The sequence below is a fragment of the Pseudoalteromonas piscicida genome, from assembly GCF_000238315.3.
GTDB classification, from domain to species: Bacteria; Pseudomonadota; Gammaproteobacteria; order Enterobacterales; family Alteromonadaceae; genus Pseudoalteromonas; species Pseudoalteromonas piscicida.
Genome location: NZ_CP011924.1, coordinates 1,721,875 through 1,745,196 on the forward strand (window position 1 = coordinate 1,721,875; position 23,322 = coordinate 1,745,196).

At 44.3% G+C, this 23,322-nt stretch carries 21 protein-coding genes; 2 read left to right on the forward strand and 19 right to left on the reverse strand.

Features of this window, described 5'->3' with window-relative positions:
• Nucleotides 1-91 precede the first annotated feature (91 nt).
• Nucleotides 92-988: a GGDEF domain-containing protein gene (locus PPIS_RS07925; RefSeq protein ID WP_010371382.1), complete on the forward strand. Its 897-nt coding sequence runs from the start codon at nucleotides 92-94 to the stop codon at nucleotides 986-988.
• Between the two features lie 34 nt (nucleotides 989-1,022).
• Here PPIS_RS07925 and PPIS_RS07930 read toward each other — a convergent pair whose 3' ends face one another.
• The 19 genes from PPIS_RS07930 to rpsB form a co-directional block, all read right to left on the reverse strand.
• Nucleotides 1,023-1,370: a hypothetical protein gene (locus PPIS_RS07930; protein WP_010371379.1), complete on the reverse strand. Its 348-nt coding sequence runs from the start codon at nucleotides 1,368-1,370 to the stop codon at nucleotides 1,023-1,025.
• On the reverse strand, nucleotides 1,363-2,670 hold the full coding sequence (tilS, locus tag PPIS_RS07935) for a tRNA lysidine(34) synthetase TilS (protein ID WP_010371370.1): 1,308 nt from the start codon (nucleotides 2,668-2,670) through the stop codon (nucleotides 1,363-1,365). Before tilS ends, PPIS_RS07930 begins: the two co-directional genes overlap by 8 nt.
• Before the next feature lie 86 nt (nucleotides 2,671-2,756).
• Nucleotides 2,757-3,713, reverse strand: a complete 957-nt coding sequence (accA, locus tag PPIS_RS07940) for an acetyl-CoA carboxylase carboxyl transferase subunit alpha (RefSeq protein WP_010371368.1) — start codon at nucleotides 3,711-3,713, stop codon at nucleotides 2,757-2,759.
• A gap of 16 nt (nucleotides 3,714-3,729) precedes the next feature.
• A complete protein-coding gene (gene dnaE, locus PPIS_RS07945; protein WP_010371366.1) occupies nucleotides 3,730-7,221 on the reverse strand; it encodes a DNA polymerase III subunit alpha in 3,492 nt (1,163 codons plus the stop codon).
• 2 nt (nucleotides 7,222-7,223) lie between these two features.
• The gene (gene rnhB / locus PPIS_RS07950) at nucleotides 7,224-7,817 is read right to left on the reverse strand and encodes a ribonuclease HII (protein WP_010371364.1); all 594 of its coding nucleotides are present in this window, start codon (nucleotides 7,815-7,817) and stop codon (nucleotides 7,224-7,226) included.
• The gene (gene lpxB / locus PPIS_RS07955; protein WP_010371362.1) at nucleotides 7,807-8,961 is read right to left on the reverse strand and encodes a lipid-A-disaccharide synthase; all 1,155 of its coding nucleotides are present in this window, start codon (nucleotides 8,959-8,961) and stop codon (nucleotides 7,807-7,809) included. Before lpxB ends, rnhB begins: the two co-directional genes overlap by 11 nt.
• A 72-nt stretch (nucleotides 8,962-9,033) precedes the next feature.
• Complete coding sequence (lpxA, locus tag PPIS_RS07960; protein ID WP_010371360.1) at nucleotides 9,034-9,807, reverse strand: acyl-ACP--UDP-N-acetylglucosamine O-acyltransferase; 774 nt, start codon at nucleotides 9,805-9,807, stop codon at nucleotides 9,034-9,036.
• A complete protein-coding gene (gene fabZ / locus PPIS_RS07965; RefSeq protein ID WP_010371351.1) occupies nucleotides 9,807-10,259 on the reverse strand; it encodes a 3-hydroxyacyl-ACP dehydratase FabZ in 453 nt (150 codons plus the stop codon). The genes lpxA and fabZ overlap by 1 nt, the downstream gene beginning before the upstream one ends.
• Before the next feature lie 10 nt (nucleotides 10,260-10,269).
• Nucleotides 10,270-11,313: a UDP-3-O-(3-hydroxymyristoyl)glucosamine N-acyltransferase gene (gene lpxD / locus PPIS_RS07970; RefSeq protein WP_010371347.1), complete on the reverse strand. Its 1,044-nt coding sequence runs from the start codon at nucleotides 11,311-11,313 to the stop codon at nucleotides 10,270-10,272.
• On the reverse strand, nucleotides 11,313-11,831 hold the full coding sequence (locus tag PPIS_RS07975; RefSeq protein WP_010371344.1) for an OmpH/Skp family outer membrane protein: 519 nt from the start codon (nucleotides 11,829-11,831) through the stop codon (nucleotides 11,313-11,315). The genes lpxD and PPIS_RS07975 overlap by 1 nt, the downstream gene beginning before the upstream one ends.
• Before the next feature lie 11 nt (nucleotides 11,832-11,842).
• Nucleotides 11,843-14,314 carry an outer membrane protein assembly factor BamA gene (bamA, locus tag PPIS_RS07980; RefSeq protein ID WP_010371341.1) on the reverse strand — a complete coding sequence of 824 codons (2,472 nt, stop codon included), beginning with the start codon at nucleotides 14,312-14,314 and terminating at the stop codon, nucleotides 11,843-11,845.
• 166 nt (nucleotides 14,315-14,480) lie between these two features.
• Entirely contained in the window at nucleotides 14,481-15,833 is a 1,353-nt protein-coding gene (gene rseP, locus PPIS_RS07985) for a sigma E protease regulator RseP (RefSeq protein ID WP_010371338.1), read from the reverse strand.
• Nucleotides 15,834-15,835: 2 nt separating this feature from the next.
• Nucleotides 15,836-17,029 (reverse strand): 1-deoxy-D-xylulose-5-phosphate reductoisomerase, encoded by a 1,194-nt coding sequence (gene ispC / locus PPIS_RS07990; RefSeq protein WP_010371336.1) that lies wholly within the window; start codon nucleotides 17,027-17,029, stop codon nucleotides 15,836-15,838.
• Nucleotides 17,026-17,892 (reverse strand): phosphatidate cytidylyltransferase, encoded by an 867-nt coding sequence (locus tag PPIS_RS07995; protein WP_010371333.1) that lies wholly within the window; start codon nucleotides 17,890-17,892, stop codon nucleotides 17,026-17,028. The genes ispC and PPIS_RS07995 overlap by 4 nt, the downstream gene beginning before the upstream one ends.
• A gap of 10 nt (nucleotides 17,893-17,902) precedes the next feature.
• Nucleotides 17,903-18,676: an isoprenyl transferase gene (locus tag PPIS_RS08000; protein ID WP_010371330.1), complete on the reverse strand. Its 774-nt coding sequence runs from the start codon at nucleotides 18,674-18,676 to the stop codon at nucleotides 17,903-17,905.
• 171 nt (nucleotides 18,677-18,847) lie between these two features.
• The gene (frr, locus tag PPIS_RS08005) at nucleotides 18,848-19,405 is read right to left on the reverse strand and encodes a ribosome recycling factor (RefSeq protein WP_010371327.1); all 558 of its coding nucleotides are present in this window, start codon (nucleotides 19,403-19,405) and stop codon (nucleotides 18,848-18,850) included.
• A 92-nt stretch (nucleotides 19,406-19,497) separates the two neighbouring features.
• Nucleotides 19,498-20,235 (reverse strand): UMP kinase, encoded by a 738-nt coding sequence (pyrH, locus tag PPIS_RS08010; RefSeq protein ID WP_010371324.1) that lies wholly within the window; start codon nucleotides 20,233-20,235, stop codon nucleotides 19,498-19,500.
• Between the two features lie 139 nt (nucleotides 20,236-20,374).
• Nucleotides 20,375-21,226, reverse strand: coding sequence for a translation elongation factor Ts (tsf, locus tag PPIS_RS08015; protein ID WP_010371321.1), 852 nt, complete (start codon nucleotides 21,224-21,226; stop codon nucleotides 20,375-20,377).
• Between the two features lie 220 nt (nucleotides 21,227-21,446).
• Nucleotides 21,447-22,175, reverse strand: coding sequence for a 30S ribosomal protein S2 (rpsB, locus tag PPIS_RS08020; protein ID WP_010371318.1), 729 nt, complete (start codon nucleotides 22,173-22,175; stop codon nucleotides 21,447-21,449).
• A 279-nt stretch (nucleotides 22,176-22,454) separates the two neighbouring features.
• Between rpsB and map the strand changes: the two genes are divergently transcribed.
• Nucleotides 22,455-23,246 carry a type I methionyl aminopeptidase gene (map, locus tag PPIS_RS08025; RefSeq protein ID WP_010371314.1) on the forward strand — a complete coding sequence of 264 codons (792 nt, stop codon included), beginning with the start codon at nucleotides 22,455-22,457 and terminating at the stop codon, nucleotides 23,244-23,246.
• The last annotated feature ends 76 nt before the right edge of the window (nucleotides 23,247-23,322 follow it).

Here is a 23,322-nt window from a genome sequence, read left to right on the forward strand (position 1 = left end):
ATATAGCAAGCGTTTGTTTTTAAGCCAGTTTAAATTTTTGGCACAAAGTTCGCATATTAATCATGTATTGTTGTATTTAAGGGGAAGAAATATGGAAAATGTCCATATTTTGACACAAAGATTGCCGACCAGAGGCGATTACTTGCCGTTCAATTCTGAACAGTATAGTACGCAAGGCGGTGAACACTACGCGCGATTAGTCGACAAACTTCAGACAACGCTCAACATTGAAGAGCTGTTGACTATTTATGCGGAGCATGTGGCAAGAATTTCAAAAATTTCGGGACTCCAGTTCCACTGTAGCCTTGGCGTCTTTCAGATGAAGGACAGCGATAGCCAATTTCCGGCTAGTACATTTGATCTTGAGCTCGAAAAAGAGCACTTAGGCCAGTTGGTGTATTTCAGTGAGTTTCCATTTAGTGAAGCGATCAAGGCAAAATTGTCAAAATTACACGCCTGTTTAATTTACCCAATGCGTAATGCCTTGATGTACAACCGTGTATTGCAATTAGCAACCAAGGACTCACTGACTGGACTTTACAATCGCAGCCAGTTCGCAGATAACTTAGAAGAAAAGCTTGAGCGATGCCGTCGTCAACATCGTAATTTCAGCCTTATGCTTTTAGATTTAGACAACTTTAAACAGGTGAATGATGTTCATGGTCATAAAGCCGGTGATGAAGTGTTGGTTGAGTTTTCACGTATTTTGCAAACCTCAACGCGCGCAACGGATTCAGTATTTAGATTCGGTGGTGATGAGTTCGCCATTTTAATTGACGACCCAGCGTTTACAACCAACAAAGTGATCGCAGAAAGAATTATGGAAGCCGTAAGAAAGTCGAGCATGTTGGCTAAATATACGGTGACCACAAGCATTGGCTTTACGCTGGCATCGAGCCATGATACTGCCGACAATATATTTGCTCGTTCGGATAGCGGCTTATACCGCGCAAAAGCAGCCGGACGAAACTGCGCTCGCGCAGTATAAAAAAACCACTTCCCCTTTTGCTCAGTGTTATGCGTTAACGCTGAGCATCTTTTCCTAAGTATAAGTATGCCATCAGGGCAAGTGCCGCGCCGTTGAAAAATCCATTTATTACCCATGCAAGCGCAAGGAAATCGGGTAACTCTGAAAACATCACCGCAAGCATTGGCGCAAGTAGGCCAAGAATAAAATACATTCCGCCCTTACCATGCCAATACAATAGTAAAAACACGATACTGATAATGCCAGATGCAGAAGCAAATATTTGATTCAGCCACACCACTTCACTCGACATAAAGAGTACGATAAACACCACTACAGTGAACGCCACCGCATAAGGCGCTTTTTGCGCTAACTGTTGGCCAATCTTTTTACTTTCAGTCATCTTTTACTACCCAAATAATGCCATTGTCCTCTGCGTGTTCGGTACTCACAAACAGTCCGTTCACCGCAACCGGTGTATCATTGTAATAAACAACCGCAATAGAATCACGCTCCCAGCTTGGAATGTGTAAATCTTTTAGCCAATGTTTCAAGGTATTAGAGCCAGGTTTGCCCTGTGGTTTGATTTTATCTTTAAGTCTGCCGTAGCGAATGCTAACGATTTCGTCCGAGAAAGGTTTGCGGAGCCCCTTGCCCGTTTGCATAGCGACAGGTGTACTTTGCCCGCTGAGTTCGTTGAGATTCACGGTCTCAATATCATGCTTTTGGCTAGTTTCCGTTACCCAATAAAGTGCATCACGATAACGCCTCACCGCGCCTTGCTTAAAACGTATTTCAAGTTGGCTATCTTGGCGTGATGAAAACGCCTGTTGTACAATTTCATCCAACTGTTTTTGACTCGGCATCTCTATGCCCTGCTTTGATAACCACAGTCTGATGACATTATCTCTTCTTGCACAAGAGAGCTGTTGTAAAGCCGTGATGTTTAGCGCCATCCGACAATGACACTTTTGCAAATCTTCTTCACTCACCTCATCAATTATGGTTTGTTGGCGCTGTAAAATATCGATACTACGCAGTGTGTTACCTACAAAACCATTGAATCGAGAGGTAAGTAAAGGGATCACCTGATTGCGTAAAAAGTTACGGTCAAACGCATCGTCGGCGTTGGACTCATCAGTAATATGCTCAAGGCCACACTGCTGTGCAAATGCTTCAATCTCGCCACGACTAACGGCAAGTAACGGACGAATACAATATCGCCCAGATGCCAGCTGAGTTGTCGCTCTCATCGCTCCAAGCCCGAGTAACCCTGACCCACGCTTTAATCTCAGTAAGAAAGTTTCTACTTGGTCATCGGCATGTTGCCCAAGTACGATTGCAAAACCTGCTTTGGCCGCGTCATCTAATGCTTGATAGCGAGCTTCGCGTGCTTGCGCTTCAAGGCTAGTACGGGCTTTCCGAGTAATCGAAACCTGTTTTGCAACAAAGGGAACTTTGAGTGTTTCACAAAGTGATTGGCAAAATTGCTGCCACTGCGAAGCGTGCTGAGATAAGCCATGATTAACATAAACCGCTTGGAGTGCAATGTTATGCTTATTTGCATATTCTCGACAAAGATGGAGCAACACAACCGAATCCACACCACCAGATAAAGCAATGCACAACCCTTTGGCGTCAAGGCTGGAACTCAATACCTTTAAACTTGACTCTACTTGTTGGTAAACCCGACTATTAATCATGTTTTCTACAATCAATAAAAAAAGCCGCTCAATAGCGGCTTTTTAACTTAAATTAGCATTGATATCAATACGAGCGGAAACCCGTATTAACAATAACCAAATGACATCAGGCGCTTATAACGCTGATCTAACATCTCTTCGGTGCTTAGTGCTTCAAGATCAGCCAAGTCACGTTTAAGCTGCACTTTCAGGTTTTTCGCCATCGCATCGTAATTGCGGTGTGCGCCACCTAGCGGCTCTTCGATGATGTTATTGATAAGATCCAGCTCTTTTACGCGAGAGGCTGATACACCCATAGCTTCAGCGGCAAGTGACGCTTTGTCTGCGCTCTTCCAAAGAATAGAAGCACAACCTTCAGGTGAAATTACAGAATACGTGCTGTATTGCAGCATGTTTACTCTGTCACCTACCCCAATAGCCAATGCGCCACCAGAGCCGCCTTCACCGATCACAGTACAAATGGTTGGCACTTTGAGCGCTGCCATCACCTTAAGGTTACGTGCAATCGCTTCACTTTGACCGCGCTCTTCAGCGCCTACACCCGGGTAAGCTCCCGGAGTATCGATAAAGGTAATGATTGGCATCTTAAAGCGTTCAGCCATTTCCATTAAGCGCAATGCTTTACGGTAGCCTTCAGGCTTTGGCATACCAAAGTTACGTTTGATTTTTTCAGCCGTGTCACGACCTTTTTGCTGACCGATAATCATTACTGGCTTGTCGTCAAGACGTGCAACACCACCAAGAATAGCCGGATCGTTAGCAAAAGTACGGTCGCCTGCGAACTCGTCAAACTCGGTAAAAATGCGTTCAATATAGTCACGAGTATATGGACGAAGCGGATGACGTGCTAATTGAGACACTTGCCAAGCGCCTAAACCGTCGAAAATTTTCTTTGTTTGCTCAACATTTTTGTCTTTTAAGCGGCTGATCTCTTCTTCAAGGCTAAGATCTAAATCGCCAGAGCGACTAACGTTTTGTAATTCTTTGATCTTTGCTTCCAATTCAGCGATTGGAAGTTCAAATTCAAGATAATTGAGGCTCATGCTCTAAACTACCTGTTTAGTTAAATTCTAATTCTAATTCCTGCGCCGCCAACAGTGATAAACGAGTTAAAAGCTCATCACTTGGCGTCACACACCATTGTGTTCCTAATGTTAACTCTGCTAATGCATCAGGACGCTGATATTTAATTTTTACCGGACACGTTCCAAATTTATATGGTTCTAGCACTTTTTTGAAATTATCAAAGAAGTTCGCGTCAATTTGAGCCATATTTAGCGTCATTTTTATTGCACTAATACGCTTTTCTCGCGCCTGAGCAATGGTAGAGATTTCTCTTGCGGTCATTGTAATGCCACCAGAGAAGTTATCAAAGCTGACCTGTCCAGATATTACCAAGATTTGGTTAATTTGCAGCATTTCTTGGTACATTTCAAACTGTTCAGGAAATAAGCGTACATCAATTCGGGCACTTTTGTCATCTAAAGTGATAAGTCCCCAACGCGCTCCTTTTTTGTTTATCAAGGTACGAGCATTGATAACCAGTCCCGCCGCGGTTGCTACCGTATCACGATTACCGGGTTGTAAGTCAACTAACTTGCCAGAGGTATAATATTTTAATTCTTTGCGATATTGATTAATTGGGTGGCCAGTTAGGTAAAGACCTAAGGTTTCTTTTTCCCCATTTAACCATTCTTTATCGCTAAGCGGCGTGGCTTTGATAAAGGCTTGTTCAACCTCCTCGGGCTCAACCGCTAGCAAACCAAATAAGTCGCTCTGTCCAAGTGATTCGGCTTTGTGGTGCTGCTCTGCCGACTTCATGGCATCCTTTAAGCTTGCCAGTAAAGTCGCGCGCCCAGGCTGATCCCTGTCAGGACCAAGCTTATCAAGCGCTCCTGCGTATATTAGCTTTTCAATCACGCGTTTATTTAGACGCTTTAAATCAACTCTGGCACAGAAGTCGAATAAATCTTTAAATTCTCCCCCTTGGGCTCGCGCTTCAAGGATCGCTTCAACTGGGCCTTCACCCACGCCTTTTATCGCCCCTATACCATAGACGATCTCACCTTGACGATTTACAGTAAATTTGTAAACACCGGCATTCACGTCTGGTGGTAGCAGCGTCAACTTCATGTTTTCGCATTCATCTACCAAGGTTACGATTTTGTCGGTGTTATCCATATCCGCTGACATTACCGCCGCCATAAACTCGGCAGGGAAATGGGTCTTCATCCATAGCGTTTGGTACGACACTAACGCGTAGGCTGCGGAGTGTGATTTGTTAAAGCCGTAACCCACGAACTTTTCTACCAAGTCGAAGATTTTCATCGCAAGTTCGCCTTCGACGCCATTATCTTTGGCACCATCTTCGAACGTTGCACGTTGCTTAGCCATTTCTTCGGGCTTTTTCTTACCCATCGCACGACGAAGCAAGTCAGCGCCACCTAGGCTATAACCTGCAAGCACCTGCGCTATCTGCATTACCTGTTCTTGGTAAAGGATGATCCCGTAGGTCGGCTCCAGTATAGGTTGTAGACTTTCGTGCTGGTATTGCGCGTCTGGATACGATACTTCTTCACGACCATGCTTACGGTCGATAAAGTTATCTACCATGCCCGATTGCAAAGGACCCGGACGGAATAGCGCAACCAGTGCGATCATGTCTTCAAAGCAGTCTGGCTTCAAGCGACGGATCAAGTCTTTCATACCACGAGATTCCAACTGGAATACCGCAGTGGTTTGTGCGTCTAGTAACACTTTAAAACTTGCAGGGTCATCCAATGGGATCGCAGCGATATCAATCGGCTCACGACTTTCTCTGCCAAGGCGTTCGTTCGCCATGTCGAGCGCCCATTGCAAAATAGTTAGCGTTCGTAGACCGAGGAAGTCAAACTTAACCAGACCTGCGGTTTCTACGTCGTTCTTATCAAACTGGGTAACTGGGAACTTACCTTCTTCGTCGCAATACAGCGCTGCAAAGTCAGTAATGGTGGTAGGCGAGATAACAACACCACCGGCGTGCTTACCCGCGTTACGTGTACAGCCTTCAAGAATGCGACATTTATCAATCAGTTCACGAACTTCTTCATCGCTATCGTAAGCTTCTGGCAGGCGAGGTTCAACATCAAACGCTTTGGCAAGTGTCATACCAGGGTCACCAGGTACAAGCTTGGAAATCCTATCTACGAAGCCATAAGGGTGACCAAGCACACGACCAACGTCTCGAATTACCGCTTTTGCCGCCATCGTACCAAAGGTGATGATCTGAGATACTGCGTCCCGACCATACAGTTTAGCAACGTGGTCAATTACCTCGTCTCGTCTATCCATACAGAAGTCGACGTCAAAGTCTGGCATCGAAACCCGTTCTGGGTTGAGGAATCGTTCGAATAGGAGATCGAATTCAAGTGGGTCAAGATCTGTGATCTTAAGCGCATATGCCACCAAAGAACCGGCACCGGAACCACGCCCAGGACCTACAGGGATGCCGTTATCCTTACTCCATTGAATGAACTCCATTACGATTAAGAAGTAACCTGGGAATCCCATTTGGTTGATAACATCGAGTTCAACCTGCAGACGGTCGTCATACTCACCACGCTTTTCTTTGCGGTCATTTTCATCAGGGAATAAGAACTGCAAACGTTCTTCTAGACCATCTCGCGATACTTTTACCAAGAAATCTTCAATCGCCAGATCGCCCGTTGGATAATCTGGCAGGAAGTAGGTGCCAAGCTGTACTGTCACGTTACAGCGCTTCGCGATTTCTACGGTGTTTTCTAAAGCTTCTGGAATGTCACTAAAGAGTTCTTGCATTTGCTCAGAAGTCTTTAAATATTGCTCTTTAGAAAAGCGCTTTGGTCGATTTTTGTCTTCTAATGTATAGCCGTCGTGAATCGCAACGCGAATTTCGTGGGCATCAAAGTCTTTCTCATGTAAAAACACCACTTCATTCGTCGCCACAACCGGTATATTACGCGCAGCCGCGACCTCTACAGCACCATGGAGATATTCTTCTTCTTGTGCACGTGCAGTGCGTTGCAGCTCAATATAAAAATGGTCGCTAAAATGTTGCTCGTAAAACGCCAGCGTTTCTTCAATTAGCTTAGGATTGCCTTTTAAAATGGCCTTACCTAAGTCGCCATCTTTCGCGCCGGAGATGAGGATCAGCCCTTCTTTGTATTTTGCGAGCCATTCTTTATCAATTACAGGACGATGGAATACATGGCCGCGAAGATAGGCATCGGAGATCAACAAGGTTAGATTTTTATAGCCTTGATTGTTCTTAGCGAGAACGAGAATTCGGCTTGGTTCATCAGGAAACTGATCTGACTTTAGCCAAAAATCCGCACCAATTATTGGCTTGATCCCTGCCCCGTGTGCGCCACCATAAAAACGCACCAAACCACATAAGTTCATTTGATCGGTGATGGCAAGCGCAGGCATTGCAAGCTCTTCGGCCCTTGCCACAATTGGTTTGGTCTTCGCTAGACCATCCACCATAGAGAAGTCACTGTGTACACGCAAATGGACAAACTGCGGGGCTGGCATGCTTACTCCTTCTCGGCCAAAATTCGTTGCACAGGCTTAAAGCTTGTACGGTGATGCGGAGTAACACCATGTGCTTCGAGCGCGGCAAAGTGGGCTTTGGTTGGATAGCCTTTGTGGCCTGCAAAACCAAACTCAGGATATTCCGCGTCGAGTGCTAGCATCTCATTGTCTCGGGTGACTTTCGCCAATATGGATGCCGCACTTATCTCGGCAACTAGGCTATCCCCTTTTACAACTGCAGTTGCAGAAACACTCAGCTTAGGTAAACGATTTCCATCAACAAATACATGATCAGGTTGAATTTCCAATCCTTCAACTGCGCGTGTCATCGCCAACATTGTTGCGTGAAGAATATTCAAATCGTCAATTTCTGCAACTGATGCTCTCGCAATGCAGTAACATAATGCCTTTTCTTTTATTTCTTCTGCCAATGCAATGCGCTTTTTCTCTGACAGTTTTTTCGAGTCGGTTAACCCTATTATTGGTTTAGTTGGATCTAAAATGACGGCAGCGGTAACAACGTCACCCACCAACGGGCCACGTCCTACCTCGTCAACGCCTGCAATATACTGCACATCAGGACGTTCAATTTGCATCTATTAACTCCATTACAGCCTGAGCCGCTTGTTTGCTGGCATTTAGGCGAATGTTCTCATGTATCTCGTAAAACTTTCTAACAAGCTTACTATTATTGCCTTTTAACATCGGGAAAAGTGCATCAGCAAGTGCGTCAGGATTACACTCTGCCTGTAAAAACTCAGGCACAAGTGGTGCGTCAGCCAATAAATTCGGCAAGGCAAAGTATTTGATGTTAAAGGTAAAAAAAGTATTAAAAATCCAATAACTCTTAGGATTCAGCTTGTACCCTACCACCATTGGCTTCTTATATAGCATTGCTTCAAGTGTGGCGGTACCCGAGGCCAGTAAAACGGTATCCGCTGCTTGCATTGCCAGTGCTGACTGGCCGTCAAGCATAATCGGGTTCAATTCCGGCGCGACTTCGTTCAAGGCTTCCAAAAACTGTGCTCTGCGCTTTTCGTTCACCAAAGGCACGACTATTTTTAAGTTAGGAATTTTATCGACTAATTTTTTTGCAGTGGCAAGGTAAGTGCGGCTCAATAAGCCAACTTCAGAGCCCCGACTACCAGGAAGCAGTGCTAAAACCGTATCATCTTGACTTAAGTTCAGCTGTGCACGCGCACCTGCGGTGTCCGGCTCAAGTGGAATTTCATCCGCTAGCGTATGACCCACAAATGTACAAGGCACTTCATGTTTATCATAAAAGGCTTTTTCGAACGGCAGCAAAGACAGCACTAGGTTAGTCGCTTCAGCAATCTTATGGATGCGTTTTTGACGCCACGCCCACACGCTCGGGCTTACATACTGAATAGTTTTAATTCCTGCCGCTTTCAACGGTTTTTCAACACGCAAATTAAAATCCGGCGCATCGATACCGATGAATACATCAGGAGGATTATCAATAAAGTAGTTCACCAACTGCTTTTTAATTTTTAGCAAGCGAGGTAAGCGACCAAGCACTTCGACTAATCCCATGACAGCCAGTTCATCCATGTCAAACAGGCTTTTACAACCAGCTTGTTGCATTTTAGGACCACCTATACCGACAAAATTGGCATTGGGGTAATGAAGTTTTAGCGCGTTTATGAGGCCTGCACCGAGTATATCGCCCGATAACTCTCCTGCGACCACGCCAATGGTGATATTTTTTTCGTTAGCCATTGTTATTTTTCAGTATAAAAAAACGCCATACAAAATGTATGGCGTAAGTATAACCTGTATTGCGGTTCAAGTTTAGCGGATCAAACCACGATTAGAAGTCGCAATAAAATCAATCATTTGCTGAACTGCAGCGAACTCAGAAGCATCTTCTTTTAGCGCTTCTAACGCATCTTCTAAACGCAGCCCCTTACGAAACAACGTTTTGTATGCGCGTCTTGTTGCCATGATTTCATCAGACTCAAAGCCGCGACGCTTTAAACCTTCAGTATTAATTGCAACGGGTCTCGCTGGCGTGCCGGTCGTTGTAACAAAAGGCGGCACGTCTTGGTTCACACCCGAGTACATACCAATAAAGGCATGTGAACCCACTTTACAAAATTGGTGTACACCAGAATTACCCGCAAGGATAACCCAGTCACCAATATGTACATGCCCGGCTACACTTGCATTGTTAGCGAAAATCACATTGCTGCCAATGACTGCGTCGTGTGCCACATGGGTGTAAGCCATAAATAGGTTGTTGCTACCAATTCGAGTGATCCCTTCGTCTTGAATTGTGCCACGATGGATAGTCGCACACTCACGAATAACGTTGTTATCACCAATAATTAGCTTGGTTGGTTCATCCTTGTACTTTTTATCTTGGCAGGCTTCCCCTACTGACGCGAATTGGAAAACGTGATTGCCTGAACCAATCTCAGATGGGCCTTTGATCACAACATGTGATTCAATCTTACAGTTATCACCAATGACTACGTCATTGCCAATATAACTATAAGGGCCTACAGAAACATTCTCGCCTAAACGCGCGCCTGATTCGATAATTGCGGTAGGATGAATAGCCATTAAAACTCTCTTCTAGCACACATAATTTCAGCTGAACACACAGTTTTGCCTTCTACTTTAGCTTCAGCACTGAATTTCCAGATGTTACGGCGTTCTTTTTCGAACTTAACGTGCAAATGCATCGTGTCACCCGGTAAAACAGGTTGTTTGAAACGTGCATTATCAATCGCTGCAAATAAGTATAGTTCATTCTCGCTGCGATTCTCGACCGTTTTAAAACCAAGTAAACCGGTTGCCTGAGCCATTGCTTCTAGGATCAACACACCTGGGAAAATAGGTTGTTCTGGAAAGTGACCCGTGAAAATAGGCTCATTAATCGTCACGTTTTTAATCGCGTGAAGATATTCACCTGGCTTAAAATCTACCACTTTGTCAACAAGCAACATTGGGTAGCGGTGCGGAAGAAGTTTTAAAATCTCTTGGATATCAAAGCTGTTTAATTCGTTAGCCAAAATAGCTTCCTTATTCTACATCAGTATCTTTAAGCTGTGCTGTCAGCAGCTCAAGTGCCTTCAGGCGCGACTTAAAGTCAGATAAATTGCGTAAGTGTGCAATAGACTTACGCCACTCTTTATTCGTTTGGTGAGGTAAACCAGAAGAATAGATCCCTGGCTCAGTAATTCCTTTAGTAACCATGCTCATACCAGTAATGACAACCCCATCACAAATTTCGTTGTGACCATTGATTGCTGTCATGCCACCAATTTGGCAGTACTTGCCGATTTTAACACTGCCCGCCAGTACCGTGCAGCCTGCGATGGCTGTACCGTAACCAACTTCAACGTTATGGGCAATTTGGATCTGGTTATCTAAAATGACGTTGCTATGAATAATGGTGTCTTCTAGCGCACCTCTATCAATAGAAGTACTTGCGCCAACTTCGACACGGTCGCCAATAATTACGGTGCCAACTTGAGGGATTTTAACCCACTCGCCTTTCTCGTTGGCGTAGCCAAAACCATCACTTCCTATTACGGCACCAGACTGGAATAGACACTGTTCGCCTATCTGTACTTCATGATAGATAGTTACGTTTGCCCAGAGTTTAGTCTTTGCGCCTATTTTGGCATGTTTTCCAATGAAACAGCCTGGCCCTATCTCAACATCATCACCAATCACAGCGCCATCTTCAATTACAGCGTTCGCACCCACACTGACGTTTGCACCAAGTGTTGCGGTATCAGAGATAACTGCTGTACGATGAACTCCTGATGCTGCGCTAGGTGTTGAGTCTAGCTTCTGTGCAAGTTTTGCATAGGCTACATAAGGATCTGCGATAATGAGTTTATTACCCGCAAAATAATCCGCGTCTTTTTCACTCAAGATCACGGCCCCCGCAGTCGTGCTTTCAAGCTGACCACGGTATTTGCTGTTGGCTAAAAACGCGATTTGGTCGTCTTTTGCCTGTGCGAGAGTGGCGATATTTCGAATTGATTTATCGCCATCACCTTGCAGCTGAGCACCTAGATACTCAGCAAGTTGAGATAAGGTGTGAAGTTTTGTCATTACTTATTGCTAACCGCTTTTACCACTTCTTCAGAAAGGTCGGCTACTTTATCAGGATTGAAGTAAATTGTCGTATCTTTTACTTTAACTTCGTCAAACTTACCTTTTTTAGCAACAGACTCAATCGCATCTACGATTAGCTTTTGTACTTTAGCAAGCTCTTGGTTTTGACGAACTTTAATTTCTTGCTCTAGTGGACGACCTTTTTCAGCAAGTGTCTTTTGCATGCCTTGGATCTTTTCACGAAGCGCTTCTTTTTGCTCTTCACTCATTGTCGTTGCTTCGCGCTTAAATTTTTCAGCTTCGAAACGAATGTCACCTTGAATTTTTTCAAGTTCTTGACGACGCTCAGCGAACTCAGCTTGTAGTGTCTGTTCAATTTTCGCCATTTGTGGAATTTGCTTATACACTTCCTGCATGTCTACGATGCCTACTTTGTGTGCAAATGCGCTACCTGAAGCACCCATCATTAGTGCTGCTGTCATGGCTAGTGTTGATGATTTAATAAATTTTTTCACAATAAAACTCCTTAGAATGTATTACTGATATTGAAGCTGATCGTCTTCGTATCGCCTTCTTCTTCTTTTTTGAGTGGGTAAGCGAAACTGATCAGCATAGGTCCCATAGGCGAGATCCACTGAATCGATAAACCCGTTGATACTCTGAACCTTGATGGATCAGAGAAATCAGAAAGTAGATTGTATTGATCTTCTGGCAAGTTGTTATAACGGTCTACATCAAACTCAGTATCCCAAACGTTTGCCGCATCGACGAAGAAGCTCGTTCTTACTGAACTCGTGTTTTCTTCGTCTAGGAATGGCGTTGGCACGATAAGCTCAAGACCTGCTAGTGCTTTTGCGTTACCACCGATACGACCACCTAGATTTAGCGTATCAAATTGCTGATCGCCGCCAATACAGCTACCTGTTGTACCATCTGGTTTAGGTGTGCCCGGAATACACTTAGGCGCACGCTGTACCGCTCGAGGTAGAATTGTGTTTCGGTCAAAACCACGTAGTTCTTGCTCTGAAATACGGAAGAACTCTTGGAATGGCAACACTTGCTCAAAGCCATTGGTCTCGCCATAACCATTACCATAGCCTAAACCCGCTCTCGCTGAGAATACCCAACGATGGTCATTACTGATTGGCCAGTAAAAACGTGAATCGTAATTGATCTTGAAGAAATTAAGATCTGAGTTTGGTGTAGTAATACTTAAGTTCAAGCTTTGACGAGAACCTGCTGTTGGGAACATACCACGGTTAACCGTTACACGTGACCAACCTGCACTTAACTCATATTTAGTGAAGTCATAATCGGCATTTGGATCGCTTTCGTTTAAGAAGCTCTCACGAAGTACTCGTGTTTGCTCAAAGTCTGAAATTTGCGAAAGGCTTTCCTCAATCCAACGAATACCAAAGTTAACGCGGTTAATCGCATTGATTGGGAAACCAAAGTTGGTACCGATACCGTAGCTCGTCGATTTGTAATCTACAATCCCAAATTCGCTCGCATCGAACTTACTGTAGAAGATACTGCTGCCTTGCGAGACACCATCAGGCGTAAAGTAAGGATCGGTATAAGACACACTATAACGCTCAGAACCACGCGAAGTGTTGATATTGAAAGCAACTTGGTTACCAGATCCTAAGAAGTTAGACTCACTGACACCAATGTTAAACTGAAGGCCCGCATAAGAACCATAAGCAACACCCGCTTGGAAACTACCTGCTGGCTGTTCTTTTACTTTAAAGTCAACATCAACCTGATCTTCAACACCAGGAATTGGCTTGACTTCAAACTCTACCGATTCCATATATGGCAAACGTTGAATTTGAAGCTTTGAACGCTCTAGGTTTTGGTTAGACAACCACGCACCTTCAAGCTGCGTCATTTCACGACGTAACACCTCGTCTGCTGTATTTTGGTTACCGTTCACCACGATACGACGTACATATACGCGCTTTCCAGGATCAACAGATAGTGTTAATTGTACTTCTTTGTTTTCATCATCGATTTCTGGAACAGTTCGTACTTCCGCATTGGCGTAACCAAAACGCGCCAAATAACTCTTAATGAAATCTTCCGTTGCCGTTACAACTGAGCCGTTGTAAAGCTCACCTGCGCGAAGCGGCACAATACCTTTAATTAAGTCTTCACGACCTAATAAGTCACCAATGAAATCAAACCCTTTAACGGTATATTTTTCACCTTCGGTGATGTTTGCCGTAACATAAACTGATTCACGTTCAGGGCTTACTGAAACCTGTGTTGAATCGATGTTAAAACGTAAATAACCACGGTCTAGGTAAAAACTGCGGATCTTTTCTAAATCGCCTTCAATGGTTTGTTTTTGATAACGGTCATTAGAGAGGAAGCGCCACCAAGGCAAGTCCTGCTGAGATTCAATTAGGTTAAGAAGTTCTTCGTCCGAAAACAGCTCATTACCAACGAGGTTAATTTGACGTACAGAAGCAGCATCACCCTCTTCAAACTTCAGCATCAGCTTCACACGGTTACGTGGCAATTCAACAATGCTCACCTCAACCTTAGCGTTGTATTTACCAATACTGTGGAAGAATTCCGTTAAGCCTTTTTCGATACTATCAAGTACCGTTCTGTCTAACGGTTCACCTTGGCGAATATTTTGCTGCTCTAAACTCTCGTTTAGCTGCTCGTCTTTGATGTCTTTGTTGCCATCAAATTCGATTGAGCTGATAGTTGGACGTTCTTTAACCTTAAAAATAATCTGATTACCATCACGGAATACCGCAATGTTGTCAAAGTGGCCAGACTTATATAACGCCTTGATTGTGCGTGAAATAGTAAACTGATCGACATTGTCACCAACGTTGATCGGAATATGTGTCAATGCAGCACCTAGTGCAACGCGCTGCAGCCCTTCTATTTTTAAATCTTCTACGATAAAGGAGTTTTGCCCTAAGGCAGCAAAACTAGCGCCCAGTAAACTGGTTACTGCAATGTGTTTTTTTATAGGCATTTTATTATCTTTATCCTTTACAACAATTTTGGCGCGATACGCTAAGGCCCATTACATCACAACATTCAAACGTTACAGCTTTTGTATTATGTTATCCGTTGTATGCTTGAACAAAAATGCAAACATTTAAATTGCATATAATGTGCGCTTTTTAGCACCGCACGGCTTAAAGCCGAGAAACATCATTAAATAGTGCAAAAAACGTTAAGGCAAGAAGAAGCGCCGCTCCAATCTTAAACCCAAACTCTTGTGTCTTTTCAGAGACTGGTTTTCTGCGAATTAGTTCAATTAAGTAATACATTAAATGCCCACCATCTAGGACAGGGAGCGGTAATAAGTTAAAAACTCCTAAATTCACGCTGATAAGCGCTAAGAAGCCTAAAAATGCAACTAACCCGTAACTAACACTATTTCCGGCACTAACCGCGATCCCCACAGGCCCGCTTAAGTTTTTTACCGAGACTTGGCCCGTGATTAAGTTGCCGATCATGTCGAAACTTAAGGCAATCAAGTCGTAAGTTTTACGAATGCCAAGCACCATACTATCTAGGATGCCGTATTGTCTAGTTTCAATATAACCATTTGGCCATTTTTCCATCACAGGCACAACGCCCAAATAGCCTTGTACGACACCTTCTGGTGAAGTTTTTGCCTGAGGTGTTATCGTTAGGGTTTGTGGCTGACCATCGCGCAGAATATCAATGCTTATGGCTTGATTTGCAGATTTTTGAACTCGGCTCACCAGCTGTTGCCACGATGCTAATTTGTCACCATTTATCGCAACCAGCGTGTCATCTACTTGTAAGCCACCTTTGTCGGCAGCTGCACCTTCTTCGATATAACCGAGCTGCAGCGTCAGCGGTGGCCTATAAGGCGTAATGCCGACTGAGGTCAGTGGCGCTTCATCTTGCTTTTCCAGTTTCCAATCGCTCAAACGTAGCGTGCGAATAGCCAAACTACCTTTTTCATCTTGTACTTTGGCAACCAGAGATGGTTCACCTAAATGCGCCATCAATTCGAATGTGACGTCTTGCCATGAGTGTACTAACTCATCATTCAGTGCAATGATGTGGTCACCAGATTGAAATCCAGCATCCGCCGCGATACTGGTTGGTGTCACACCACCAACGACGGGTTTTACTGATTGAACCCCTACCATATACATTGCCGCTAACGCGACAATGGCAAACAAAAAGTTTGCAATGGGGCCTGCAGCTACCACAGCGATACGAGAAAGTACTGGCTTATTATTGAAGGCAAGGTGGCGCTCCTGCTCTGGCACATCATCAACGCGTTCATCGAGCATTTTGACATAGCCGCCAAGTGGAATTGCGGCAATAACGTATTCGGTTTGATGTTTGTCATACCACTTGACTAAAGGCTTACCAAAACCAATAGAAAAACGTAAGACCTTAACGCCGGCTTTTCTGGCAACCCAAAAATGGCCATATTCATGAACGGTAACTAAAATCCCTAAAGCAAGAATAAATGAGCCTAAGTGCCAGAAAAATTCAAACATAGTTACCTCAATGTGGCGATAATTTGCTGCGCTCGGTGGCGGGCCGTTCGGTCTGTTTCCATAATAGACTCAACGGATTCTAATACGCTTAGCTCACTTTGCTCAAGCGTTAAGGCATTGACTCGATAGATATCGCAAAACCCTATCTTACCCTCTAAAAATGCCGCAACGGCGATTTCATTTGCAGCATTCACTGTTGTTGTTGCAGCCTGACCACTACGACATGCGTCAATCGCTAATTTGAGGTTGGGATAACGGTTAAAATCTGGTTTGGTAAAAGTGAAATCGACAATCTGAGAAAAGTCTAATGGTTCAACGCCCGCGTCGATTCTTTCTGGGTAGGCAAGCCCATACGCAATCGGCGTTCGCATGTCTGGCTGCCCCATTTGTGCCAACACCGAGCCGTCGCGATACTGCACCATAGAGTGGATCATACTTTGTGGGTGGATCACCACTTCAATATCGTCAGCCGAGCAGTTAAATAACCACTTAGCCTCAATAAACTCTAGCCCTTTATTCATCATAGTCGCAGAGTCGACAGAGATTTTTCTGCCCATGGACCAATTAGGATGCGCAACCGCTTCTTCGACTGTTACTGAAGCTAAGGTAGCCAATGAGCGCTGCAAGAAAGGTCCACCAGAACCGGTTAATAAAATCTTACTAACACCGCTGTGACTTAGGTTTGAAGATTGTCCCGTTTGAATGGTCGCTGGTAGGCACTGATAAATAGCATTATGTTCACTGTCGATAGGGAGTAAAGTCGCACCATGCGCTTTTACTTTATCCATAAACAGCTGGCCACTCATTACTAACGACTCTTTGTTCGCCAGCAGAACTTTTTTACCCGCTTCGACTGCCGCTAGTGTCGGTAACAACCCTGCAGCACCAACGATTGCGGACATCACGATATCCACATCCACATGGCGAGCCATCTCAGCCATTGCTTCAACGCCATGGAGTACTTCGGTGGTAGTAGTGCCCCTCAAACGTTGAGAAAGTTGCCGAGCTGCGTGCTCAGAGCTCATAACCGCGTATTTAGGCTGATGACGTAAACAAAGCTCAGCCATCTTTTCCGCGTTTTGCCCTGCGACTAAGGCAAATACACGATATTGTTCTTTATTGCGGCTAACGACGTCTAAGGTTGATAGTCCAATAGAGCCTGTCGCTCCCAGTACTACCAAGTTTTGCTCGCTCATAGCACAACCGTCCAAGCGTAGCAAAAAGCAAAAATGGGTGCTGCAGCCGTTAAGCTATCAATGCGATCTAGAATACCGCCGTGACCTGGCAAACAACGGCCTGAATCTTTAAGACCTACTTCGCGCTTAAACATACTTTCAAGCAAATCACCAACGGCAGAAAATAGCGCGATAATAATGGTCATTGCAGCGTAAATTGGCCACATATTGAGATCAATTGCGGCGAAGTGACAAAACACTAACACAAAAACAACTGCGGTGATCACGCCACCAACAAGACCTTCAATCGTTTTATTAGGGCTCACTTTAGGCATAAGCTTATGCTTACCTAAATTCTTTCCAGCGAAGTAAGCGCCAATGTCCGCGCTCCACACTATGCCCAATACCACCATGATAAGGACTGAGCCTATGTGCTCGCCATCTTCGTATCCGGCACTACGCATCACGTTTAACGCAAGCCACAGCGGGACTAGCGTCAGTACACCGGCGATGGAGCGCATCATGATCCCTTCATTCCAAGCACGAGCTGCTCGTGGGTATTTAATCACCAAGAAAGTAGCAACCAACCACCACGCAAAAGCGAGCGTAAATACGTAATTAGCATCAGCGACTAAACGCCCTTGCTGCCATAAATCCTGTATTGGCCAATGGGTGTTAAGCAATAGAATTAACACCGCCATAACGCCAACGAAAGTAAAACGCTGACGCTTTTGACAAAGGCCCGCAAGCGCCGACCATTCCCATGCACCAAGCAAAACGATTAGTGCGGCAATCGTACTAAACATTACCAGCGGTGTATAAAACACCAAAAGTAGAGCCAGAGGTGCAAGCACCGCTGACGTTAGAATACGTTGTTTTAACAAATTTGAACCCTTAACTTGTTGCGTCTTTCTCTGCGAGGAGCTGCTTTATTTGCTCTCCTGTGCATCCGAAGCGTCGCTCTCTAGACACGTAACAAACAATGGCTTCAGAGAATGCTTGCTCGTCAAAATCAGGCCAAAGCGTGTCGGTAAAATAGAGTTCGGCATACGCAGCTTGCCATAGCAAGAAGTTACTGATGCGGAAGTCGCCTCCCGTTCTGATCAGCAAGTCGAGATTCGCTTGATCGGCCATCGTCATCTGCTCTGTCAAGGCATCTTCGGTTATATCACTTGGTTGCAATTTACCTGCTGCAACTTGTTTTGCGAGGTGTTGTGCTGCCTGTGTGATATCCCAACGTCCACCGTAATTTGCTGCAATGTTTAAGTTAAGCCCTGTATTGTCCTGGGTCAATGTTTGAGCTTCATGAACACGCTTTTGGAGGCTGTCAGGAAAACGAGAAAGATCGCCAATAATGGTTAGCTTTACGTTGTTCTTATGTAATTTTTTAACTTCTTTAGACAGCACATAAATAAATAATTCCATTAACGTGCTGACTTCATCTTCTGGCCTACGCCAGTTTTCACTACTAAAGGCAAATAGCGTCAGAGACTCTATACCTAACTTGGAACAGAATTGTACAGCACTGCGAACCGAATCGACGCCCTTCTTGTGTCCGAAGGCGCGAGGACGCCTGCGAGCTTGAGCCCAACGACCGTTGCCATCCATTATTATCGCAACATGTTTTGGCAATGATTGCTGCGAAATAACCTCTGCTTCTAAAACCATAATTCCAATTTAAGTGAAAAAAAACGCCGCCTAGTATACCCTAGGCGGCGCTTCAAACCTAATAAATTTGTCAGTGTACCCAGCCCAAAAAACGCTAACTGCTCAGAAACAAAGCAGAATTTTCTGCAATACGTAAACAGTGCGTAAACATAAACGCTAGGACATAGACATTTAGATTTCCATCAACTCTGCTTCTTTCGCACTTAGTTGTGTATCCATTTCTTTGATGAACTTGTCAGTCAATTTTTGGATATCATCTTCAGCTTGACGCGCTTCGTCTTCAGAAATTTCTTTGTCTTTTAGCAATGATTTAATATCACCATTTGCATCACGGCGAATATTACGTACTGCAACACGCCCACCTTCAACTTCACCACGTACGATCTTGATGAGATCTTTACGACGCTCTTCAGTTAGTGGAGGAAGTGGAACACGGATCACAGTACCTGCAGACATTGGGTTTAAACCTAAGTCAGAAGACATGATTGCTTTTTCAACCGCCTGTGCAAGCGATTTGTCGAATACGCTGATAGCCAGTGTACGAGAGTCTTCCGTCGTTACGTTTGCTACTTGGTTTAGCGGTGTATCTGCACCGTAGTAAGAAACAGAAATACCATCTAGTAGCGCAGGGTGTGCACGACCTGTGCGGATTTTAGAAAGCTGGCTTCCAAGCGCAGCCACACTTTTTTTCATGCGCTCTTGAGCGTCTTTTTTAATATCTTCGATCACAATACTTTCCTAGTCTGTTCTTGTTATGCCAGATTATACTCGCAATTTAGAGATTCGCTACTTAACTACGAGTTGCTGAAATAGTCGTCAGGTTATTCTGCTGCTTGAGAAGAGATAAGGGTACCTTCCTCTTCACCCATGATGACATTTTTCAATGCACCCGGTTTATTCATGTTGAATACGCTGATTGGCATATTGTGGTCACGTGCCAATGTAAATGCAGCTAAATCCATCACTTTCAATTCTTTGTCGATAACTTCGTTGTAAGTCAACGTGCGGTATAGCGTAGCATCTGGGTTTTTCACCGGATCGTCACTAAATACCCCTTCAACCTTAGTGGCTTTAATCACGGTATCCGCTTCAATCTCGATACCGCGCAAACATGCTGCTGAGTCAGTGGTAAAGAATGGGTTGCCCGTACCTGCAGAGAAAATAACAACACGGCCAGATTTTAATAGGCTAATTGCTTCCGCCCAATTGTAAGCATCACACACGCCATTTAGCGGGATAGCAGACATCAAACGTGCGTTTACAAAAGCACGGTGCAGCGCATCACGCATCGCAAGACCATTCATGACGGTCGCTAGCATGCCCATGTGGTCGCCCACAACTCGGTTCATGCCCGCTTCTGCAAGTGAACCACCACGTAAGAAGTTACCGCCACCGATAACCAAACCCACTTCTACGTCGAGCTCTACTAACTCTTTGATTTCTTGTGCCATACGATCCAATACTTTTGGATCGATACCAAAGCCTTCATCTCCCATTAAAGCTTCACCACTAAGCTTTAAAAGAACGCGTCTAAAAACAGGTTTTTTATTGATAGTCATAATATCCGGGCCAATTAAAAGTGAGGTAAAAAATAACCGCGCTTATGCTAGACATAAATGCGCGGTTATTTTAGAGAATTTTCAGCAATGACGCAAAGCTAATGTCAGCTTTTACGTCATTAGGCATCACAATAAGTGATTACTGGCCTTTTGCTGCAGCGATTTGTGCTGCAACTTCTGCTGCGAAGTCTTCTTCTTTCTTCTCGATACCTTCACCTACTTCTAGGCGAACGAATGAAGAAACAGATGCATTCTTCTCTTTAAGGTAGTCACCCACTGATTTCTTAGGTTCCATGATGAAAGCTTGACCAGTAAGAGAGATCTCACCAGTGAACTTCTTCATACGACCAACAACCATCTTCTCAGCGATTTCAGCTGGCTTACCTTCGTTCATTGCGATTTCAACTTGAACCGCTTTTTCTTTTTCAACTACTTCAGCAGGTACGTCTTCTGGGTTTAGGTAGTCTGGCTTAGAAGCAGCAACGTGCATTGCAACGTGCTTAAGTGTTTCTTCGTCAGCATCACCAGCTACAACAACACCGATACGTTCGCCGTGACGGTAAGCAACTAGCTTGTCACCTTGGATGTAAGAAACACGACGGATGTTCATGTTCTCACCGATTTTAGCTACTAGTGCAACACGAGTCTCTTCAAACTTAGCTTGTAAGTCTTCGATAGTTAGTTGCTCAGCTACAGCTGCGTCAGCAATTTCGTTAGCAAATGCAAGGAAGCTTGCATCTTTTGCTACGAAGTCAGTTTGACAGTTAACTTCTACTAGTGCAGCAAAACCTTCGCCTTGCTTGATGATGATTGTACCTTCAGCAGCGATGTTGCCTGCTTTTTTAGCAGCTTTAGCAGCACCACTTTTACGCATGTTTTCGATTGCTTGATCGATATCACCGCCAGTTTCTGTCAGTGCTTTTTTACAATCCATCATGCCAGCGCCAGTGCGCTCACGAAGTTCTTTTACTAGGGCAGCAGTTACAGCCATTAGAATATCCTCAAATCTGAATTCAGTTCTTGATAAAACCAACCTTAGGTTGGCTGAATATCAAATCAAGTACAGCTCGCCTCAATTTGATAAAAATCCGTTATCTTTCAAGGTCTGCTTGGCAAACAACGGGATAAGCAGTTAATCGCTTATAAAGAATATCAAGTCTTCACCAATAATTTGATGAAGACTTGATGACAGCTAATACCTAATCAGGTAATTACTCAGCTTCAACGAAGTCGTCGTTTTCTGCTTGAGCAACGATGTTGCTTTCACGACCTTCAGTGATAGCCGTCGCTACTGCACCAGTGTATAGCTGGATTGCACGGATAGCGTCGTCGTTACCTGGGATGATGAAATCAACACCATCTGGGTTTGAGTTAGTATCAACAACAGATACTACTGGGATACCTAGGTTGTTAGCTTCACGGATAGCGATGTGCTCGTGGTCAGCGTCGATAACGAAGATAGCGTCTGGAAGACCGCCCATATCTTTGATACCGCCAAGGCCTTTTTCAAGCTTTTGCATTTCACGAGTAAGCATTAGCGCTTCTTTCTTAGTAAGCTTCTCGAAAGTACCGTCTTGGCTTTGAGTCTCAAGCTCTTTAAGACGCTTGATTGATTGACGAACTGTTTTCCAGTTAGTCAACATACCACCTAACCAACGGTGATTTACGTAGAACTGCTCACTTTGGATAGCCGCTTCTTTAACTGCTTCGCTTGCAGCGCGCTTAGTACCTACGAAAAGGATTTTGCCTTTGTTAGATGCTACGTTCTGTAAGAACTTAAGTGCATCGTTGAACATAGGAACAGTTTTTTCTAGGTTGATGATATGAACGCGGTTACGTGCACCGAAGATGAACGGCTTCATCTTAGGGTTCCAGTAACGTGCTTGGTGACCGAAGTGAACACCAGCTTGAAGCATATCGCGCATTGAAACGTTTGCCATTGTATTTTTCCTCTAAAAGTTAGGGTTAGGCCTCCACATATCCCATAGCACCAACACGAAGTTTTTATAACTGCATGCACCCAAGTGTATGTGTCGATATGTGTGTGTGTTAATATTAATAAGTGTGTTGTCTTAACTACAAACATTCACTCTCATCGTGTGAGGAAGAATTATTTGTAAAAAGACGGCGCGCTTTATACCATATATAAAGAATTAACTCAATCTTATGCGTAAAATTTGTGCATAATAAATGTTCATCTAAATTGACTTGGAGTCTAAATGAGTGCTGTGATCAAAACCCCTGAAGAAATCGAAAAAATGCGTGTTGCCGGGCGTTTAGCCGCGGAAGTACTGGAAATGATCGAGCCGTATGTTAAGCCTGGGGTGACCACCGACGAATTAAACACCATTTGTCACAACTACATTGTTGATGAGCAAGGTGCTGTTCCTGCACCGCTAAATTATCACGGCTTTCCGAAGTCTATTTGTACCTCTGTTAACCACGTTATCTGTCACGGTATCCCAAACGATAAACCGCTAAAAGAGGGCGACATTATCAATATCGACATCACTGTGATCAAAGATGGTTATCATGGTGATACGTCAAAAATGTTTTACGTCGGTACACCAACTATCCAAGGTAAGCGCTTAAGCGAAATCACGCAAGAGAGCCTGTACCTTGCGATAAAAATGGTAAAGCCGGGCGTGCGTTTGGGCGATATTGGCGCTGCAATTCAAAAGTATGCAGAAGGCTTTAACTACTCTATCGTGCGTGAATATTGTGGTCACGGCATTGGTAAAGAATTCCATGAAGAGCCACAAGTAATGCACTACGGCAAACCAGGCACTGGCGAGGTACTTAAAGCCGGTATGTGTTTAACTATCGAGCCTATGGTTAACGCAGGTAAGCGCCAATGTAAGCTACTAAAAGATGATTGGACTGTCGTTACCAAAGACCGTAGTCTTTCGGCGCAGTGGGAACACACGCTGCTTGTCACAGATAATGGCGTTGAGATTTTAACGCTCCGCAATGACGAAACGATAGACCGCGTGATTACGCATGCAGCTTAATTGCAAAAAGCATTAATCAAAGCCAGCCAGATTGCTGGCTTTTTTATTGCACAACTCACGCTACAGCGGTTACAAC

Excerpts from the sequence above, each read along its gene's own strand:
- tilS (WP_010371370.1), bottom strand. The coding sequence starts at position 2,670 with ATGATTAATAGTCGGGTTTACCAACAAGTAGAGTCAAGTTTAAAGGTA.
- PPIS_RS08000 (WP_010371330.1), bottom strand. The coding sequence starts at position 18,676 with ATGGTTTTAGAAGCAGAGGTTATTTCGCAGCAATCATTGCCAAAACAT.
- rpsB (WP_010371318.1), bottom strand. The coding sequence starts at position 22,175 with ATGGCAAACGTTTCAATGCGCGATATGCTTCAAGCTGGTGTTCACTTC.
- map (WP_010371314.1), top strand. The coding sequence starts at position 22,455 with ATGAGTGCTGTGATCAAAACCCCTGAAGAAATCGAAAAAATGCGTGTT.
- dnaE (WP_010371366.1), bottom strand. The coding sequence starts at position 7,221 with ATGCCAGCCCCGCAGTTTGTCCATTTGCGTGTACACAGTGACTTCTCT.
- ispC (WP_010371336.1), bottom strand. The coding sequence starts at position 17,029 with ATGAGCGAGCAAAACTTGGTAGTACTGGGAGCGACAGGCTCTATTGGA.
- rseP (WP_010371338.1), bottom strand. The coding sequence starts at position 15,833 with ATGTTTGAATTTTTCTGGCACTTAGGCTCATTTATTCTTGCTTTAGGG.
- pyrH (WP_010371324.1), bottom strand. The coding sequence starts at position 20,235 with ATGACTATCAATAAAAAACCTGTTTTTAGACGCGTTCTTTTAAAGCTT.
- lpxA (WP_010371360.1), bottom strand. The coding sequence starts at position 9,807 with ATGGCTATTCATCCTACCGCAATTATCGAATCAGGCGCGCGTTTAGGC.
- PPIS_RS07925 (WP_010371382.1), top strand. The coding sequence starts at position 92 with ATGGAAAATGTCCATATTTTGACACAAAGATTGCCGACCAGAGGCGAT.
- lpxD (WP_010371347.1), bottom strand. The coding sequence starts at position 11,313 with ATGACAAAACTTCACACCTTATCTCAACTTGCTGAGTATCTAGGTGCT.
- PPIS_RS07930 (WP_010371379.1), bottom strand. The coding sequence starts at position 1,370 with ATGACTGAAAGTAAAAAGATTGGCCAACAGTTAGCGCAAAAAGCGCCT.
- lpxB (WP_010371362.1), bottom strand. The coding sequence starts at position 8,961 with ATGGCTAACGAAAAAAATATCACCATTGGCGTGGTCGCAGGAGAGTTA.
- tsf (WP_010371321.1), bottom strand. The coding sequence starts at position 21,226 with ATGGCTGTAACTGCTGCCCTAGTAAAAGAACTTCGTGAGCGCACTGGC.
- bamA (WP_010371341.1), bottom strand. The coding sequence starts at position 14,314 with ATGCCTATAAAAAAACACATTGCAGTAACCAGTTTACTGGGCGCTAGT.
- rnhB (WP_010371364.1), bottom strand. The coding sequence starts at position 7,817 with ATGCAAATTGAACGTCCTGATGTGCAGTATATTGCAGGCGTTGACGAG.
- accA (WP_010371368.1), bottom strand. The coding sequence starts at position 3,713 with ATGAGCCTCAATTATCTTGAATTTGAACTTCCAATCGCTGAATTGGAA.